We start from the raw sequence: 17,319 nt of genomic DNA on the forward strand, positions 1-17,319 counted from the left end.
CGGTCGTGAAGGCGCTGTTCCCGTACGTCGCGGAGACGCGCGGGGTGATCGTGCGCGTCGCGGTCAGCTTCCTGCCCGAACAGTCCGAGCCCGAGCGTGGCCGGTGGTTCTGGGCTTATCATATCCGGCTGGAAAATGCCGGCCCGCAAGCGGTGCAATTGCTGACGCGGCACTGGGTCATCACCGATGGTCGCGGTGCGCGTCATTCGGTCGAGGGTGAGGGCGTGATCGGCGAACAGCCCTTGCTCGCCCCCGGCGAAAGCTTCGATTACGTCTCGGGCTGCCCGCTCTCGACCTCGACCGGGTCGATGTTGGGGAGCTATCACATGATGGGCGAGGACGGCTCGGGCTTCGATGTCGAAATCCCCAAATTCGCGCTGATCGCGCCGGCGGTGGGGGCATGAAGCGCACGCATCTCCCGCTCAACGGCATGCGCGTGCTCGATGCCGCCGCGCGGCACCTGAGCTTTACGCGCGCCGCCGACGAACTGGCGGTGACGCCGGCTGCCGTGGGCCAGCAGATCCGCGCGCTGGAGGATACGCTGGGCGTGGTGCTGTTCCGCCGCACCACCAAGGGGCTTGAGCTGACCCCCGAAGGCGAGGGCGGGCTGGCCGCGCTGCGCGAGGGCTTCCTGCAATTCGAGGAAGCCGTGCGCGCGATGCAGGCCGGGCAGACCAGCAAGTCGCTGACCATCGCCGCACCGCGCGATTTGACAGAGAAGTGGCTGATGCCGCGTTTGGCCGACATTGCGCGCAGCGACGGCGAAATGCGCTTCGTGCTGATCTCGTCGGATTCGTTCGGCACCAGTGGCGCGATCGATTTCACCGAGGCCAATCTCGATCTGGCGATTCGCTGGGGCGATGGCCCGGGCGAGCATGAGGGTGAGCCGATCGCCTCGGCGGGGATGATCACGGTCGAGCGTGCGGGCGGCGGGATCGATACGCGCATCGCTTGGCCCGGCTGTGTCGACGATGCCGCCGAATCGCTGGTGCATGTCGGCGATGCCGGACTGGCGCTCGATGCGGCGGCGCAGGGGCTGGGGCGGGCGACCGTGCCCGAATTGCTGGCCGCTGCCGATCTGGCGTTGGGCCGCGTGGTCGCGCTGGGCGAGGCTCGCCCGTATCGCCTGGGCTATTGGCTGGTCGCGCCGCTGCCGCAATGGCGGCAGAAGAAGGTCAAGACGCTGGTCGAGGCGCTGACGGCATGAGGCCGATCCCGGTGCTCGACACCGGTCGGTTGCGCCTGCGCGAACGGACTGTGGAGGACGCGGAGGCGCTGTTCCCGAGCTATGCCGATGTGGAGGCGATGACCTATTGGTCGCACGCGCCGCACACTTCGGTCGAGCAGACCCGCGCGAGAATCGCGGAGCCGCCTGGCGAGTGGCGCGCCTGGGCGATCACGCTGGCGGGCGATGATCGCGCGATCGGTTTCGTCGCAGTCGGCGAGAAGCGGCCCGGCGTTTCCGAGATCGGCTATATGGTCGCGCGCGCGCATTGGGGCAGCGGTATCGCACGCGAAGCGGTGAGCGCGGTGCTCGATCAACTGCTCCGCGTCGAAGGGCAGCGCCGCGTCTTTGCCGATACCGACCCGGAGAACGTCGCGTCGAACGGCTTGCTGAAGGCGCTTGGCTTCACGCTGGAAGGGCGGCTGCGCGAAGAGTGGGAAACGCATCTCGGCGTGCGCGACACCTTTTTGTGGGGCTTGCTGGCCAGCGAATGGAATGCGCGATGACCCCCGCTTTGCCACCCCCCAATCTCAACGACCCCGCCGAGCGCGCCGCCTATCAAAAGGAACTGCGCATGGTCACGCGACCGATCCGCTGGATGGGTGTCGCGCTGGCGATCGCCGGCGCGGTGCTGGCGGGCCTGCGCGCGCGCTACTGGCCGCAAATGCCGATGATCCTGCCGCTGTTCCTGATCGGCATGGCCGTGCTGCATGTGCTGGCGGGGGTTGTGGTTCGGATGAAATACCACCAGGCGCGGATGCGCGGGTAGGGCATCAGCCGCCGACCGCCTGATCGCCCGACAGATCGACCATTTCGATTTTGGGGACGGGCGAGCGCACCCGCATGCGCGAGCCGGTTTGTGTGGTCCAGGCCGCCGTGAAGGAATATCGTTCCACTCGGAAGAAGCCCTGATTGTCGGGCGCGAGCGGGGCATAACGTCGTCCGGCTATCGCGGTGAGGATCGGCTTGACCCAATCGCCCGAGAGTGTCGCAGACTTGCGCAGTACCTCTGTCTCGCTCACTTTCCCGTCGGCACCGATCAGGAAACTTACGTCAACCCACTGATTATCGAAGTCATCCACGGCGAGTTGGTTAAGCGTGGTCCCGCTTGCGCCCTCGCGTCCGGAGAGCTGACGCTGTTCGATCTTTGGCGCATAGAGCAAGACGGGGACGGCGGTCCCTTTGGCAGCGTCGCGATATTCTGCGACAAGGCGATCAACCGCTCCTGTATCGCCATGCTGGACCGCCATATTTGCCTTGAGCAGCTTTGCGGCTCGCACGAAGGGGGCAAGCTCGGGCTCGGTTCGCGCGATCAGGCGATTGGCGGCGTTTACCGCATCTGTATAGTAAGGGCTTGATTTTCCTTTTGAAAACGCTGCGTACAGGTGGGCAATTCTGAGGAGCGCAAATCCCTCGCTGCTTGATTGATGAGCGGCATGGGCGTGTTTGGCAACGTCCTGATAGAGGTCGATGGCGTCATTGGTATCGCCAGTCTTGGCGTAGCTGTCGCCTAATTCGAGCTGCGCGCTCAACACGCGCGGATCGGACGGAGCCAGCCCCGCTTTCAGCGCGATCACGACTTCGATCGCGCCGCTGCGATATGCGGTTTGCTCGCCTAGGTGCGCCGCCACTCGGGAATTGGCGCGCAACAGGTCCGATACGGGGACCGGATATTGCTTGGCGAAACGGCGGTTGCGGCCGATCGATGAGAGCATCGTTGCGCGGGACGATTTGTAGTCCCCGGCGACGAACTCCGTCTCCGCCAGTGCCAAGGTTGCCGCAATATCCTTGTCCGGCGGGCAATGCTGGTCAAGGCAGGCGCGCAGGGCCGCTTTCGCATCGCTCAGCGAAACACCGGTCACGACAATGTCGGGTCCCGTGGTGTTCGCTGTCGCTGCGTCCTTTGTCTGCGCGAAGGCAGGGGTGCCTATTACGGCCAATAGCAGGCACAGCGTATTTAGACGGGGCATGAAAAACTCCGACGCAAACCATAGGCCGATGAATCTTAGGCGTCGATCGCGTCTTCGTCCATCCGCGCGGCATTTTCCTGAATGAAGGCAAAGCGGTGCGCGGGATTGGTGCCCATCAGCCGGTCGACCAGATCCTTCACCACCGCGCGTTCTTCATATTCCTGCGGCAAGGTGATGCGCAGCATCGCGCGGGACTTCGGGTCCATCGTCGTTTCGCGCAACTGCATCGGGTTCATCTCGCCGAGACCCTTGAAGCGCCCGATCTCGACCTTCTTGCCCTTGAACTCGGTCGCTTCCAGATGCGCGCGGTGGGCGTCGTCCATCGCGTACAGGCTCTTGGTGCCTGCCGTTAGGCGGTAGAGCGGCGGTTGCGCCAGGTAAACGTGGCCCGCACGCACGATCTCGGGCATTTCCTGGAAGAAGAAGGTCATCAGCAGCGTGGCGATATGCGCGCCGTCCACGTCTGCGTCGGTCATGATGACGACGCGTTCGTAGCGCAGATGCTCCGCCACACAGTCCTTGCGCGTGCCGCAGCCGAGCGCCTGGATCAGATCGGCGATTTCCTGGTTGGCATGGATCTTGGCCGAGGTGGCCGAGGCGACGTTGAGGATCTTGCCGCGAATCGGCAGGATCGCCTGCGTCTTGCGGTCGCGCGCCTGCTTGGCCGAGCCGCCGGCCGAATCGCCCTCGACGATGAAGATTTCGGTGCCCTCGGGGCCGTTGGACGAACAATCGGTCAGCTTGCCGGGCAAGCGCAGCTTGCGTGCGCTGGTCGCGGTTTTGCGCTTCACTTCGCGCTCGGCCTTGCGCGCAAGGCGTTCGTCCATGCGCTCGATGACATAAGACAGCAGCGCCTTGCCGCGCTCCATATTGTCGCTGAGGAAATGGTCGAAATGGTCGCGCACCGCGCGCTCGACCAGCGTGGCGGCCTCGGGCGAGGTCAGGCGGTCCTTGGTCTGGCTCTGGAATTGCGGGTCGCGGATGAACACCGAGAGCATCAACTCGCTGCCGGTCATGATGTCCTCGGGCGAAATGTCCTTGGCCTTTTTCTGGCCGACCAGATCGCCGAAAGCGCGGATGCCCTTCACCAGCGCCGCGCGCAGCCCCGCTTCGTGCGTGCCGCCATCGGGCGTGGGGATGGTGTTGCAATACCAGCTATACGACCCGTCGCTCCACAGCGGCCAGGCGACGGCGCATTCGACGCGGCCTGCTTCGCCGGGGAAATCCTGGCGGGTGACGAAGAAATCGGTGGTGGCGCATTCGCGCCCCGCAATCTGTTCGCGCAGATGATCGGCCAGGCCGCCGGGGAATTGGAACACCGCTTCGGGCGGCGTGTCGTCGGTGATGATGCCGGGCGCGCATTTCCAGCGGATTTCGACGCCGGCGAACAGATACGCCTTGGAACGGGCGAGCTTGTAGAGGCGTGCGGGCTTGAAGTGCATGTCCGCGCCGAAAATCTCGGCATCGGGCACGAAGCTGACCGAGGTGCCGCGCCGGTTGGGGGCGGCACCGACATGCTCCAGCGGCCCGAGGGTTTCGCCGCGCGCGAAACGCTGGCGATAGAGTTCGCGGTTGCGCGCGACTTCGACGATCGTGTCGGACGACAGCGCATTGACCACGCTGACGCCGACGCCGTGCAACCCGCCCGAGGTCGCATAGGCCTTGCCGTCGAACTTGCCGCCCGAGTGCAGCGTCGAGAGGATCACTTCCAGCGCCGATTTGCCGGGGAATTTCGGGTGCGGATCGACCGGGATGCCGCGGCCATTGTCGATGATCACCAGCCGGTCGCCGGGGTGCAGCTCGATCTCGATCCGCGTAGCATGGCCGGCGACCGCCTCGTCCATCGCGTTGTCGAGCACTTCGGCGGCGAGGTGGTGATAAGCGCGCTCGTCAGTGCCGCCGATATACATGCCCGGCCGCCGCCGGACGGGCTCCAGCCCCTCCAGCACCTCGATCGACGAGGCATCGTAATCGGTCATCGGCTTGGGTGAGGCGGCGAACAGGTCTTCTGGCATGAGGCGGCTATACGGCGCGGGCGGGGATACTGCCAAGCACCATCGCGGATGGCTCTGTTAGGATTGGTTCAGCATCCGGAGGGGCAGGGCGGCTTTCCCTCACCCCGTTCGTTTCGAGCGAAGTCGAGAAACCGCAAAATACGCTGTGCCAGGTTTCTCGACTACGCTCGAAACGAACGGAATGGGTACGCATACCAAAAAAAGGGGCCGCCGATGGCGTGTCGGCGACCCCTTTTCTTTGTCCTGTCGCGCAGATCAGCGGGCGCGGGGGCCGCCGAACGGGAGCGGCGGGGCCGGGCGACGATCGCGGCGCGGCAGCTGTGCCTGATAGGCGTGGCCGCAATGGCCGACGCAATACGGGAAACCGGGGTTCACCTTCTCGCCGCAGAAATGGAAATCGGGTTCGCCCGGATGGCCGATCGGCCATTTGCAGATCTTGTCGCTGAGATCGAGCAGCGTGGTCTTGCCGACCATGTCTGCCGATGGCTTGGCAGGGACCAAGCGGCGCGGCGGCGCGGGCGTGATCGGTGCCTGTTGCTCGCCGGGGGCCTGACGCAGGAAGCCGCCGGGGCCGACCGAGCGCAGGATCGGCGGGGCCGGGCGCACGACGGCGACGGGTGCCTCGATCTCGTCCTCTGCATCCGCTTCGGCATCGAGTTCGATGTCTTCGACGACTTCGGGTTCGGGCTTGGCGACGGGCGCGGCGATGACCGGGGGCGCGACTCGCTCGACCGGCGGGCGCGGCGCGGGCGGCGTCGGCTTGGGCGCGGCGGCCTTTTGTGCGGCCGCAGCGGCGGGCTCGTTGGGCTTTACCGGCGACGGGCGCGACTGCAGCCCCAGGCGATGCGCCTTGCCGATCACGGCATTGCGGCTGACGCCGCCCAGTTCCTCGGCGATCTGGCTAGCGGTCTGCCCCGCTTCCCACATCTTGCGCAGCGTATCGATGCGTTCGTCGGTCCAGCTCATTCAATCTTCCCAATTGTCATGCCGACCGTTTCCATAACGGGTTGCGGGCGGCGGCGGCAGTCTTTAGCGACAGCACCATGAGCAGCCAGCCCCCAATCGGCGAAATTTCCACAATGATGAACGCTCCGGGCGTTCCGGTCTTCCGGAACGTCAATTGGGGCGGCCTTCGAACGCTCTATATCAAGGAGGTGCGCCGTTTCTTCAAGGTGCAGCTGCAGACGATCTGGGCGCCCGCGATCCAAACCTTGCTGTTTCTGGTGGTTTTCACGGTCGCAACGGGCGCAAAGCGGCCGGTCGCGGTTGGCGGAATCGATATTCCCTTCGGCGACTTTATCGCGCCGGGACTGATCATTAGCCAGGGCATGATGGGCCCGGCCTTCGCCAATGCGAGCTTTTCGCTGATGGTCGGGAAGATTCAGGGTACGATCGTCGATTATCTGCAGCCGCCGCTGTCGACGCTGGAATTGCTGACCGGGCTGGTCGCGGGCGCGATGACGCGCGGGCTGCTGGTTGGGGTCGGGGTGTGGCTGGCGATGCTGCTCTATGGCATCCACCTGATTCCGGTGCATTTCTGGGCGGTTGCCTGGTTCGGGTTGCTCGGCACGATGTTCCTGGCCTTGCTTGGCGTGTTGACTTCGATCTGGGCCGACAAGTTCGACAATGCAGCCGCAGTGTCCAATTTCATCGTGACCCCGCTCGGCCTGTTGTCGGGCACCTTCTATTCGGTCGACAAGCTGGCACCCGCCTTCCGCGCGGTCAGCCATGCCAACCCGTTCTTCTACATCATCTCGGGCTTCCGCTACGGCTTCCTCGGCACTGCCGATTCGCCGATCCTGATTGGCAGCATCGTGGTGCTGGCGATCGACGTGGTGCTGGCGGTGGCGTGCTACGCGTTGCTGCGTTCGGGCTGGAAGATCAAGAATTGACCCGCCGGTGGGCGGTGCTGGCGCTGGGACTGGCGCTGGCGGCCTGCAGCAAACCCGCGTCGCAACCCGTTGCTGCCCGTCAGGCACCCCAGGAGCCCTCCGTCCGGATCGCACAGGCGGGAAGTACGATCGTCGTGCCGACCGTGACCGGCAAGGGCACGGTCGCGCTGCGCGAACGCCAGCCGGTTTCGCCCGGCACGCGCGTGCGGGCGGGCGCAGCAAGCCATTATCTTCGCCTCGCTTTGCCTGCCGCCGATGCCGCGCGCGTGACGCTGGGCGCGAACGCGAAGATGACTTTCGCCGCGTTCCGCGAGGATATTGTCGTCGGTCGCGTGATTGCGATCGCGGCGCATCCCGATCCGGCGGGCGCGGTAGCGGTCGAGATCGCGCTGCCCGATGATGCGCGGTTGAAGGTGGGCCAGGCTGGCACCGCCAGCATCATCGCGAGCGGGACGAGCACGCGGTTGCTCGCCGTGCCGCCCAGCGCGGTATTCGCGCGGCAGGGAACGATGGCGCAGGTCTATGTCGTCGATCTTGCCACATCACGCGTGCATCTGCGGCGGATCACGCTCGGGGATGAGACGCCCGCAGGGATCGGCGTGCTCAGCGGATTGGCGCTGGGCGAGTGGGTGGCGCTGTCGCGCGCAGACACGCTCAAGGACGGCATGAAGATCGCGCCGATCGGCCCGCAATAAACTGTGCCCGCAACCCGAGTCGCGCGGTGTTGCACTCGGGCGTTCAGCACCGTAAAACGCGTTTCGGGCGACCGTGTGGGTCGCCTTTTGCTTTTTAAGGAGAGCGCCTGTGTCGACCCCCGCTTTGATGCCCGTGTACCCGCGTTGCGGCGTGCGCCCGGTGCGCGGCGAGGGCTGCTACCTGATTGGCGAGCAGGGCGAACGCTATCTCGATTTCGCGGCGGGGATCGCGGTCAACGCGCTCGGCCACGGCCATCCCAAATTGGTCCAGGCGATTGCCGACCAGGCGGCGACGCTGATGCACGTGTCGAACCTGTATGGCAGCCCGCAGGGCGAGCATCTGGCGCAGCGCATCGTCGACAGCTCGTTTGCCGACACGGTGTTCTTCACCAATTCGGGCACCGAGGCGGTGGAATGCGCGATCAAGACCGCGCGGCGCTATCATTATGCCAATGGCAATCCGCAGCGCACGACGCTGATCACCTTCAACAACGCCTTTCACGGGCGGACGATGGGGGCGATCTCGGCAACCAACCAGCCCAAGATGCGCGACGGGTTCGAGCCGCTTTTGCCCGGCTTCAAATATGCGCCGTTCAACGATCTCGACGCGGCGCTCGCGCTGATCGACGATACGACTGCGGGTTTCATGGTCGAGACGATCCAGGGCGAGGGCGGCGTGTCCGCTGGCACGCAGGCGTTCATCCAGGGTCTGCGCAAGGCGTGCGACGAACACGGCCTGTTGCTGGTGCTGGACGAGGTCCAGTGCGGCTATGGCCGCACTGGCAAGATGTGGGCGTATGAGCATTACGGCATCACGCCTGACATCCTTTCGTCGGCCAAGGGCATTGGCGGAGGCTTCCCGCTGGGCGCGTGCCTGGCGACGGCGGAAGCGGCCAAGGGCATGGTATTCGGCACGCACGGATCGACCTATGGCGGAAACCCGCTGGCCATGGCGGCGGGCGAGGCGGTGCTCGACGTGATGCTCGAACCCGGTTTTTTCGATCACGTAACCGCGATGGGCGACCGGTTGCGCGCCTCGATCGAGCAGATGATCCCCAATCACGACCATCTGTTCGACAGCATTCGCGGCATGGGCCTGATGCTGGGGATCAAGCTGAAGGATGCGGCGGTCGCACGCGATTTCGTCGGGCATCTGCGTGACCATCACGGCCTGCTGACGGTCGCGGCGGGCGAGAATGTGGTACGCGTGCTGCCCCCGCTGGTGATCGAGGAAAGCCACATCGCCGAGTTCGTGCAGAAGTTGAGCGACGGCGCACGCGACTATGCGGTGGCGACGGCATGAGCGGGGTAAATGGGGTGAAGATCCTCCCCGGAACGGGGAGGATCTGAGATGCGCCACTTCCTCTCGCTCTCCGATGCTGGCCCGGATGGTATCGCGGCGATGCTGGCCGATGCGCTCGATCGCAAGGCGGCGCGTGCGGGTTGGCCCAAGGGCAAGCCCGATGCCGATGCCCCGCTCGCCGGGCACACGCTGGCGATGGTGTTCGAAAAGAATTCTACCCGCACACGCGTGTCGTTCGACATGGCGATTCGTCAGCTTGGCGGGTCCAGCGTCGTGCTCGACTCGGGCACGACCCAGCTTGGGCGGGGTGAGACCGTCGCCGACACCGCACGCGTTCTGTCGGGCTATTGCGATGCGATCATGCTGCGCACCGACGACCATGCCAAGGTCGAGGAGATGGCGCAGTATGCGACCGTGCCGGTCATCAACGGCCTGACCGACAATTCGCATCCCTGTCAGATCATGGCGGATCTGCTGACGATCATCGAAGCGGGCAAGCCGTTGCCGGGGCTGAAGGTGGCGTGGCTGGGCGACGGCAATAACGTGCTTGCCTCGATCATGGAGGCGGCCGGACTGATGCAGTTCGATGTGGTCGCGGCGTGCCCGCAAGGCTTTATGCCACCCGAGAGCGATGTCGCGCGGGGCAAGGGCCGCGCGCGCGTGGTCGGCACTGCGCGCGAAGCGGTGGAGGGTGCCGATATCATCGTCACCGATACCTGGATTTCGATGGGGCAGGCGCATGCCGAGACCAAGTTGCAGGCGATGCTGCCCTATCAGGTCGATGCCGCGCTGATGGCGACCGCCAAGCCCGACGCGAAGTTCCTCCACTGCCTGCCCGCGCATCGCGGCGAGGAAGTGACGGCAGAGGTGATCGACGGCCCGCAATCGCTGATCTGGCCGGAGGCGGAGAACCGGCTGCACGCGCAAAAGTCGGTGCTGCGCTGGTGCTTTGGCCAGATCGGTTGATCGCGGCCGGTTGAGCCTTATGTAAGGCGCTGACACGCAAGTCCGTTCGCCCTGAGCTTGTCGAAGGGCCCTCCTTATCCACGATGGTCGTGCGGGGAGAGCAGGGCTTTGATAGGCTCAGCCCGAACGGATTTTATATGGACGACCTTCGCACCACCGACTCCGACCGCGCCCTCGGCTTCACCATCCCGGCGCGCCACGCGCGCGGTCGGGTCGTGCGACTCGGCCCGGTGCTCGACACGATTCTCGACGCCCACGCTTATCCCACACCGATCGAGGCGTTGCTGGCGGAGGCGCTGACGCTGGCCGCATTGATTGGCTCGACGCTCAAGGATGCGGAAGGCCAGCTCACCATGCAGGCGCAAACCCAGTCGGGAATCGTAACCCTGCTGGTGTGCGACTACAAAGGCGGCGAACTGCGCGGCTATGTTCAATATGATGCCGAACGGCTGGCATCCGCCCCGGAGAACCCAAGCCTGTTCGCGCTGTTTGGCGCTGGCTATCTCGCGATCACTTTCGATCAGGCGACGACGGGCGAACGCTATCAAGGCATCGTCCCGCTCGACGGCGATTCGCTGAGCGCGGCCGCCGAGCATTATTTCCTGCAGTCCGAACAGATCCCAACGCTCGTCCGCGTCGGCATCGATTGTGGAGGCAAGGGGAAGGACGGCAAGCGATTCGCCGGCGGCCTGCTGCTCCAGCATCTGCCGGAGGGCGAGGTCGGACGGGACCGGCTGCACACCCGGCTCGACCATCCCGAATGGGAGCATGTCGCGATCCTCGGGCAGACCATTCAGGCGGACGAGCTCTCCGACCCCGCAATTCGGCTTGAGACGCTGGTATGGCGGCTGTTCAACGAGGAGGAGACAGTGCGGCTCTATGGCGACACCGCCATCGTTCGCGGTTGCCGCTGCTCGCCCGAATATATCGCGCAGGTGCTCGGCAAGTTTCCGCCCGAGGAACAGCGCGCGATGGCGGACGAAACTGGCACGATCTTTGTCGATTGTGCCTTTTGCGCCCGTAAGTTCCCGGTGCAGGCGGCAGCGGAAATCGTTCCGTAGCCGCATTGAAACTTGCGCGCGGAACCCCAATTACGTGACGATAGCGGCGAACCTGGGTAGGCTCTGCCCGGGGCCGAGCGGGGTTGGATCGAATGGCGATATCGAAGGTCGCGCGCGCAGTGGTTGCGGCGTTGATGGTTGGCGGGCTGATCGCGGCGGCCCCGACCGCCGGGCCAACTCTGACGGCGGTTGCCCGGATCGAGCCCGGCCAATGGCAGATCAAGGAACTGGGAACCGATTCGGCCGCTCGAACCCTGTGCATTGCCGATCCGACGGTTCTGATCCAATATGGACACAGTGCGGGGCAGTGTCAGCGCTTCATCATTGATAACGAGCCGGATCTGGCCACCGTGCATTATACCTGCCCGGGCAACGGTCACGGCCGCACCACGTTCAAGATTTCGACGCCGCGCGCCTTCAATTTGGACACGCAAGGGATCGTCAGCGGCGCGCCATTCGATTATCATTACGAGGCACGCCGCATCGGGGCGTGCCCGCCCGGTGCCAGCACGGCGCGTTAAGCCGGTCTTTAGAGTCTCCCGATATACATCACGCGTGCATTTTATGGCACGCGTTTCTCCCAATTCGCCCCCTTAGGGGAACCCCTGGGTCGCTTTCGGGCGGCCCGTTTTTTATGCGCTGCTTGCGCAATGCGGGGTTGGTGACTAACTCCCTTGCATCATGACATTGGAACAGACCTCTTCGGTCGCCCCGCTGGCAGTCGTGCTGGTGTCGGGTGGCCTCGATTCGATGGTGGCCGCAGCGCTGGCGCGCGAGCAGGGCTATCGTTTGCTCGCGCTTTCGGTTGATTATAATCAGCGCCACCGAATGGAATTGGCATCGGCCCGACGCATCGCCAATGCACTCGGCGCGGTGCGCCATGTGGTGCTGCCGCTCGATCTCGCGGCATTTGGCGGCTCGGCGCTGACCGACGATATCGCGGTCCCGAAGGACGGCGTGCAGCCGGGCATTCCGATCACCTATGTGCCGGCGCGCAATACGATCTTCCTCAGCCTTGCGCTCGGATGGGCGGAGGCGGCGGGCGCGCGCGACCTGTTCATCGGGGTCAATGCGCTGGATTATTCGGGCTACCCCGATTGCCGTCCGGAATTTATTGCCGCGTTCGAAGGCTTGGCCGAACTGGCAACCAAGGCCGGGGTCGAGGGCAGTCCCTTTCGCATTCATGCGCCGCTGCAGCACATGACCAAGGCCGACATCGCGCGCGAGGCGGCGCGGCTCGGGTTGGACGCGGGGATAAGCTGGTCCTGCTATGATCCCGCCCCAGGTGGCCTGCACTGCGGCACCTGCGACAGCTGCCGACTGCGCAAAAAGGGATTTGAGGAAGCCGGCCTGCCGGATCCGACCGGCTACGCGGTCTGACGCGATGTCCTATGCCGTCAAGGAGATGTTCCTGACGCTCCAGGGGGAGGGCGTACAGGCTGGGCGTCGCGCCGTCTTCGTCCGTTTTGCCGGGTGCAATTTGTGGTCGGGACGCGAGCAGGATCGCGCGACCGCAGTGTGCCGCTTTTGTGATACCGATTTCGTCGGAACCGATGGCGCTGGCGGTGGCAAGTTCGCCGATGCCGCGGCCTTGGCGGAGGCGGTGCAGCGTTTTTGGGGCCACGGTGCCGACAGCCGCTTCGTCGTGCTGACCGGGGGCGAGCCGATGCTCCAGATCGACGATGCGCTGGTCGAGGCGTTGCACGGTGCCGCGTTCGAGATCGCGATCGAGAGCAATGGCACCCTGCCAGTCCATCCGGGAATCGACTGGGTGTGCATCAGCCCCAAGGCGGACAGCATCGTCGTCCAGCAAAGCGGCGATGAGTTGAAGCTGGTCTGGCCCCAGCCAGGAACCGATGTCGCCGCGCTGGAGCAATGGGCGTTTGCGCATCACCTGGTGCAGCCGCTTGATAGCGTCGACGCAGCGTCCAATCACGCCGCCGCGATCGACCTTGTCATGGCGCGGCCCAAATGGCGGCTGACGCTGCAAGCGCACAAGACGCTGGGCCTACGCTGACCCAGCGTCGAAGGCCGCCTTAGCGGTAGGTCAGTTCGAACGGGCCGCACTTCTTGGCAACCCATTCGTTCCGCTTCGACCAGCAAATCGAGTCCAGGCGCGGCATTGCCAGGCGGGTGTCGACGCGCACGCGGCGGGAGAAACGCTCCTCGCCCCACGGCACCAACGCGTTGCGCAACGCGTTCATCTCGGCGATCGCCACTTTGTACAGCGTGCCGCGCGGGGCGTAGGCGGCGTGCGTGGCAATCGCGCTGGCGGTTTGGCAAAAGCCATATTGCGCGGCGACCGTGGTAAAGGCGGAATAGGTGCGGGTGCCGTAACGGTCCATCGCGGAGATGCCGACCTTCGCGCCCTTGTTCGTGCGAACAAAATACTTGTTCACCGTTTCATATGCTTTTTTCAGCTCGTCCTTGTGATTTTCAAGGATGATATTGTAATTTTGGAGCGTCAGCAGTGACGGCTCGAACTTGCACTGCAACGCGGCGACGTTGAGCGCGGAGCGCAGGTTCCAAACCAGATTGGCGCGGACTTCGTCTTCTGTAGCGCCTGGCAACGATGGCAGGCCGGGCTCGTCGCCGCGCGCCGGCGGGCCGCTCATGTCATGCGACTGGAAGAAGAATTGGGCCGAGGCGGGGCCAGCAAGTGCGGCACTCGCGACAGCGGCCAGCACGGCAAGGGTACGCAACACAGTCATTCGAAGCCTCTCGTTCACACACTTTGCAATTACGGCGTTTTTTCGCGCGCCCCAACCCTAATCGCGCATCCTGCAGCGCGAGGCTACCCGCAAATGCGGTGTACCGAATGGCGGAATCGAAAAGGCCGCCCGGTCGCCCGGACGGCCTTCGATACAATCTTTCCCGAAAGGGAAGAATTACATCTTGTTCGTGGTCGTGGTCGACGTGGTGTTGGTGGTCATGGTGTCGTTCGAAACCATCGCACCGTCGTTTGCCATCGCGCCGTCGGTCGACGTCATCGTGTCGTTGGTGGTCATCGTGTCGGTCGAGTTCAGATCGGTGACCATCGTGTTGTCGGTCGTCGTCGTTTCGGTCTTCGGGGTGCATGCCGAAATGGCGATCGCAGCAACAGCGATCATCGAACCAGCAGCGATCTTGGAAATGAGTGCACGCATTGGAAAGCTCCCTAGATAATGGATTTGGTTGGCCTCGAGACCTTTAATACCCAAACCGTGGTGGACATTAGTCCGGATCGGCGCGCCCCTCAAGCCCAGTTTTCTGCCGTAGAAGAATGAGTTTGCAGAAACGCTGCGAATCGCAACGCAAGCGCCGCGTCAAAAGTTTCAAAATCGGTCGGAAGTCCCAGCATTTCCATGCTCGTCACCGCATAGTCGGCCAAGCCACAGGGCACAATTCCACTGAAATGTGAAAGGTTTGGCGAAAGGTTGACGGAAAACCCGTGCAGCGTCACCCAGCGCCGCACGCGCACGCCGATCGCACCGATCTTGGCCTCGGCCATACCGCCATCGTTGGCCAGATCGGGGATGTTGGTCCAGATGCCCACGCGTCCTGGTGCGCGAAACGCCGCAACCCCCAGATCTCCCAACGCCGCGATCACCCAGCCTTCCAGAGCGTGGACAAACTGCCGAACGTCGCGTCCGCGCCGGTTGAGGTCGAGCATAACATAGCCGATGCGTTGACCGGGCCCGTGATAGGTGTAGCGGCCGCCGCGCCCGGTCTGCACAACCGGAAAATGCGGGTCGCGCAGCTCGGCCGGGTCGGCGCTGGTGCCGCCGGTGTAGATCGGGGGATGTTCCAGCAACCACACCATTTCGCGCGCTGTGCCCGCAGCGATCGCTGCGGCGCGCGCTTCCATTTCGGCGACCGCCACCTCATAGGGAACCGGGTCTGGCGTTATGCGCCATTCGATGTCGTCAGTCCTGAAAGTCACGCCCCGGAAATGGCGTAGCTGGGCCCGCCGCGCAAGGGAGGGTTTGCAGGGAGTGGCGGGCGGCAGAGCATTGCGCTACCGCCCGATCGCGGCAATATCATGTCGTTGGATCCGGGGAGACTAGAGACGTGATCGCGACGATGAGCACCGTGTGGGACCGTACGGCCGAATTTCTCAGCGACAATCTGGCCGCGCTCACGCCGCTCGTGCTGTTCGGCATTTTCGTGCCGCTCACGCTGATCGGCAGCCTGATGCCGCTGATGGGGACTGGCGGGCAGCCTGCTGATCTTGCGCTTGGCCTGATGGTGTTGGCACTGTCGCTGGTGTCGAGCTGGGCGGGGGTGGCGATCACCGCGCTCGCGTTCGATCCGGCGGCGGGGCGTGGCGGGGCGGTGCGCGTGGCCAATCGACGGTTGTTGCCGGTGATCGGAGTTGGGCTTGTCACCTTGCTCGTCGTGCTGCTGCTCGCCGCGCCGATTTTCATCGCGTTTGCGCTGAGCGGCGTCGACATGGCCGCCTTGGCGGCAGGAAAGCCCCCGTCAGGCGAGGTCAATCAGGGCGCGTTGACCTTCGGCTCGCTCTACACCCTGTTGCTGTGCCTGATCTTGTTCTGGGGCTATGCCCGCTTTGTTGTGCTGGCCACGCCGATCATCGTGATGGAGCGGCGCGGGCTCGGCGTTTACGCGCGCTCTTTCGTGCTCACGCGCCGGATCACTTGGAAGGTCATGGGGGTGGTGTTGCTGTATGGCTGCGTATCATGGGTTGCTTCCGCTGCGGCCAAGCTGGTGTTCGGCACGGTCTTCGGGCTGCTGATCGGCGGTGAGGGGCAGTTGAGCGTTGCGACCGTGTTGACCCAAATCGCTGTGGCCGCCGTGTCGACGATCTTTTCGCTGCTGGCGGTCGCGTTCGTCGCCAAACTCTATCTTGCGGCGCGTGATGCGCGTGAGGCGATCGTCGAGGTTTCATGAAACTCAATGTGGCAGGCATCCTTCGCGATGCCTGGGCGATGGCCAAGCGGGATTCCGAACTGCTGCTCGGTATAGCGGGCGTCTTCTTGTTCATTCCCGATCTGGCAGGGGCCATTTATGTCGCTCCCGCGCCCGCTCCACCGGCGGTCGTGGATCAGACGTCGGCGGATCTCTGGCTCAAGCAACTTGGCGTATGGGGCCAGCAATATGAGTTGCTGGTGATCGTGCTCAGCCTGCTGTCGCTGTTCGGGGTGCTGGCGCTGTTCGTCGTGTATATCGACCGAGCGCGCCCGACCGTGAGCGGCGCGCTCGGCCAGGCGGGCGCGTTATTGCCGCACTATCTCTTGCTGGCGCTGGTTGTTAGCGTGCCGGTCAGCATCGGCTCGATCTTGGTCTTTCCAGGGCTGTATCTCAAGGGACGGTTGCTGCCGGTTTCGCCCGTCTTCGTCGGGGAGCGACCGATCGGCGTGTTCGCGGCGTGGCGGCGCAGCTTTGCGCTGACGCAGGGCAATGGCTTGGTGCTGATGGGCCTGGCGTTTGTACCGTTGCTGGGGGGGCGCTTGATCGCGCTGCCCTTCGAGCTGCTTGGCACTGCGCTCGATGGCGCGCCGATGGCCAATCCGGTGGTGGCTGCCGTGCTCGATGCAGGAATCGCCGGGGGGCATACGCTCGGCACCGTTGCGGCGGTGCTGATCGAGATCGCGCTTTATCGGCGGTTGAGCAGCGGAATCTGAGGCGCGCTATCGGGCGGCAGATGCCCAGTGATGCGGGGATCGGGAAAGGTCTCGATCGTCCGCTTGATCGCGACGAATCCTTGCGCGCGATAGAAGTTGAGCGCTGAGGGATGGTCGAGCGTGCAGGTGTGGACCCACACTCGATCGATCCCCTTGCGCCATCCGCGTGCCAGCGCTTCCGCCATCAGCCAGCGACCGAGCCCTTTGCCCGCCAGTTCGGGCACCAGCGCGAAATAGGAAATCTCGCATTGGCCGGCTTCGCGAAAATCGAGTTCGAGCATCCCGACCTCGATTCCGCTGCGGTCGACCACGGCATGGATCGCGACGTTGGGGTCGGCGAGAATCGCGCCGAGCGTCCGATCGTCCATCACCAGCCGCGAGAACCACAGCCACGGTGCCCCGACACGCCGGAACAACGTGCGATAGGCGTCTAAGCTCGGCGCTTCCCATGCGACCAGCCGCATCGGGGAGGCGGGCAGCGGGCGTAGCGGCGGGCGCTGCCGCATTTCCAGCGTGGTGACGATGGTCGCCACCTCATCGTCGCGAACCGCGATCAACCCCATCTTAG

21 protein-coding genes are annotated in these 17,319 nt (G+C 64.5%); 14 read left to right on the forward strand and 7 right to left on the reverse strand.

Annotation, left to right across the window (positions count from 1 at the left end):
- Positions 1-5: 5 nt before the first annotated feature.
- From apaG to EJC47_RS09085, 4 genes are read left to right on the forward strand one after another with little or no spacing between them, the layout of a single operon-like run.
- The gene (apaG, locus tag EJC47_RS09070) at positions 6-404 is read left to right on the forward strand and encodes a Co2+/Mg2+ efflux protein ApaG (protein WP_126847012.1); all 399 of its coding nucleotides are present in this window, start codon (positions 6-8) and stop codon (positions 402-404) included.
- Complete coding sequence (locus EJC47_RS09075) at positions 401-1,207, forward strand: LysR family transcriptional regulator (protein WP_126847014.1); 807 nt, start codon at positions 401-403, stop codon at positions 1,205-1,207. Before apaG ends, EJC47_RS09075 begins: the two co-directional genes overlap by 4 nt.
- Positions 1,204-1,731, forward strand: a complete 528-nt coding sequence (locus EJC47_RS09080) for a GNAT family N-acetyltransferase (protein ID WP_126847016.1) — start codon at positions 1,204-1,206, stop codon at positions 1,729-1,731. The genes EJC47_RS09075 and EJC47_RS09080 overlap by 4 nt, the downstream gene beginning before the upstream one ends.
- On the forward strand, positions 1,728-1,994 hold the full coding sequence (locus tag EJC47_RS09085; RefSeq protein WP_185867617.1) for a hypothetical protein: 267 nt from the start codon (positions 1,728-1,730) through the stop codon (positions 1,992-1,994). Before EJC47_RS09080 ends, EJC47_RS09085 begins: the two co-directional genes overlap by 4 nt.
- Before the next feature lie 4 nt (positions 1,995-1,998).
- Here EJC47_RS09085 and EJC47_RS09090 read toward each other — a convergent pair whose 3' ends face one another.
- From EJC47_RS09090 to EJC47_RS09100, 3 genes are all read right to left on the reverse strand, one after another.
- Entirely contained in the window at positions 1,999-2,802 is an 804-nt protein-coding gene (locus tag EJC47_RS09090) for a tetratricopeptide repeat protein (protein ID WP_126847018.1), read from the reverse strand.
- Positions 2,803-3,230: 428 nt separating this feature from the next.
- A complete protein-coding gene (gene parE / locus EJC47_RS09095; RefSeq protein WP_126847020.1) occupies positions 3,231-5,210 on the reverse strand; it encodes a DNA topoisomerase IV subunit B in 1,980 nt (659 codons plus the stop codon).
- A gap of 255 nt (positions 5,211-5,465) precedes the next feature.
- Positions 5,466-6,176, reverse strand: coding sequence for a GcrA family cell cycle regulator (locus tag EJC47_RS09100; RefSeq protein ID WP_126847022.1), 711 nt, complete (start codon positions 6,174-6,176; stop codon positions 5,466-5,468).
- 77 nt (positions 6,177-6,253) lie between these two features.
- Here EJC47_RS09100 and EJC47_RS09105 point away from each other — a divergent pair, with 77 nt between their 5' ends.
- The 8 genes from EJC47_RS09105 (at position 6,254) to queE (ending at position 13,144) form a co-directional block, all read left to right on the forward strand.
- Entirely contained in the window at positions 6,254-7,102 is an 849-nt protein-coding gene (locus EJC47_RS09105; protein WP_126847024.1) for an ABC transporter permease, read from the forward strand.
- A complete protein-coding gene (locus EJC47_RS09110; RefSeq protein WP_033964452.1) occupies positions 7,099-7,797 on the forward strand; it encodes an efflux RND transporter periplasmic adaptor subunit in 699 nt (232 codons plus the stop codon). Before EJC47_RS09105 ends, EJC47_RS09110 begins: the two co-directional genes overlap by 4 nt.
- A 109-nt stretch (positions 7,798-7,906) precedes the next feature.
- A complete protein-coding gene (locus tag EJC47_RS09115) occupies positions 7,907-9,100 on the forward strand; it encodes an aspartate aminotransferase family protein (RefSeq protein ID WP_126847026.1) in 1,194 nt (397 codons plus the stop codon).
- 48 nt (positions 9,101-9,148) lie between these two features.
- Positions 9,149-10,066 carry an ornithine carbamoyltransferase gene (argF, locus tag EJC47_RS09120; protein ID WP_126847028.1) on the forward strand — a complete coding sequence of 306 codons (918 nt, stop codon included), beginning with the start codon at positions 9,149-9,151 and terminating at the stop codon, positions 10,064-10,066.
- A 137-nt stretch (positions 10,067-10,203) separates the two neighbouring features.
- Positions 10,204-11,127 carry an Hsp33 family molecular chaperone HslO gene (locus EJC47_RS09125; protein ID WP_126847030.1) on the forward strand — a complete coding sequence of 308 codons (924 nt, stop codon included), beginning with the start codon at positions 10,204-10,206 and terminating at the stop codon, positions 11,125-11,127.
- A gap of 92 nt (positions 11,128-11,219) precedes the next feature.
- On the forward strand, positions 11,220-11,648 hold the full coding sequence (locus tag EJC47_RS09130; protein WP_033964457.1) for a DUF3617 domain-containing protein: 429 nt from the start codon (positions 11,220-11,222) through the stop codon (positions 11,646-11,648).
- A 160-nt stretch (positions 11,649-11,808) separates the two neighbouring features.
- Complete coding sequence (queC, locus tag EJC47_RS09135; RefSeq protein WP_033964458.1) at positions 11,809-12,507, forward strand: 7-cyano-7-deazaguanine synthase QueC; 699 nt, start codon at positions 11,809-11,811, stop codon at positions 12,505-12,507.
- Positions 12,508-12,511: 4 nt separating this feature from the next.
- Positions 12,512-13,144: a 7-carboxy-7-deazaguanine synthase gene (queE, locus tag EJC47_RS09140; RefSeq protein WP_126847032.1), complete on the forward strand. Its 633-nt coding sequence runs from the start codon at positions 12,512-12,514 to the stop codon at positions 13,142-13,144.
- A gap of 19 nt (positions 13,145-13,163) precedes the next feature.
- On the opposite strand, the gene EJC47_RS09145 is transcribed toward queE, so the two are convergent.
- The 3 genes from EJC47_RS09145 to lipB form a co-directional block, all read right to left on the reverse strand.
- The gene (locus EJC47_RS09145) at positions 13,164-13,838 is read right to left on the reverse strand and encodes a hypothetical protein (RefSeq protein ID WP_126847034.1); all 675 of its coding nucleotides are present in this window, start codon (positions 13,836-13,838) and stop codon (positions 13,164-13,166) included.
- Positions 13,839-14,015: 177 nt separating this feature from the next.
- Positions 14,016-14,273, reverse strand: a complete 258-nt coding sequence (locus EJC47_RS09150) for a hypothetical protein (protein ID WP_126847036.1) — start codon at positions 14,271-14,273, stop codon at positions 14,016-14,018.
- Between the two features lie 89 nt (positions 14,274-14,362).
- Positions 14,363-14,989, reverse strand: coding sequence for a lipoyl(octanoyl) transferase LipB (gene lipB, locus EJC47_RS09155; RefSeq protein WP_409574481.1), 627 nt, complete (start codon positions 14,987-14,989; stop codon positions 14,363-14,365).
- A 188-nt stretch (positions 14,990-15,177) separates the two neighbouring features.
- Here lipB and EJC47_RS09160 point away from each other — a divergent pair, with 188 nt between their 5' ends.
- Both EJC47_RS09160 and EJC47_RS09165 read left to right on the forward strand, forming a co-directional pair.
- Positions 15,178-16,017, forward strand: coding sequence for a hypothetical protein (locus tag EJC47_RS09160; protein WP_171010582.1), 840 nt, complete (start codon positions 15,178-15,180; stop codon positions 16,015-16,017).
- Entirely contained in the window at positions 16,014-16,751 is a 738-nt protein-coding gene (locus EJC47_RS09165) for a hypothetical protein (RefSeq protein WP_126847038.1), read from the forward strand. Before EJC47_RS09160 ends, EJC47_RS09165 begins: the two co-directional genes overlap by 4 nt.
- Here the strand turns inward: EJC47_RS09165 and EJC47_RS09170 are convergent.
- Positions 16,724-17,314, reverse strand: coding sequence for a GNAT family N-acetyltransferase (locus EJC47_RS09170; RefSeq protein ID WP_126847040.1), 591 nt, complete (start codon positions 17,312-17,314; stop codon positions 16,724-16,726). The genes EJC47_RS09165 and EJC47_RS09170 overlap by 28 nt on opposite strands.
- Positions 17,315-17,319 lie beyond the last annotated feature (5 nt).

Source organism: Sphingomonas sp. TF3, from assembly GCF_003985085.1.
GTDB lineage: Bacteria > Pseudomonadota > Alphaproteobacteria > Sphingomonadales > Sphingomonadaceae > Sphingomonas.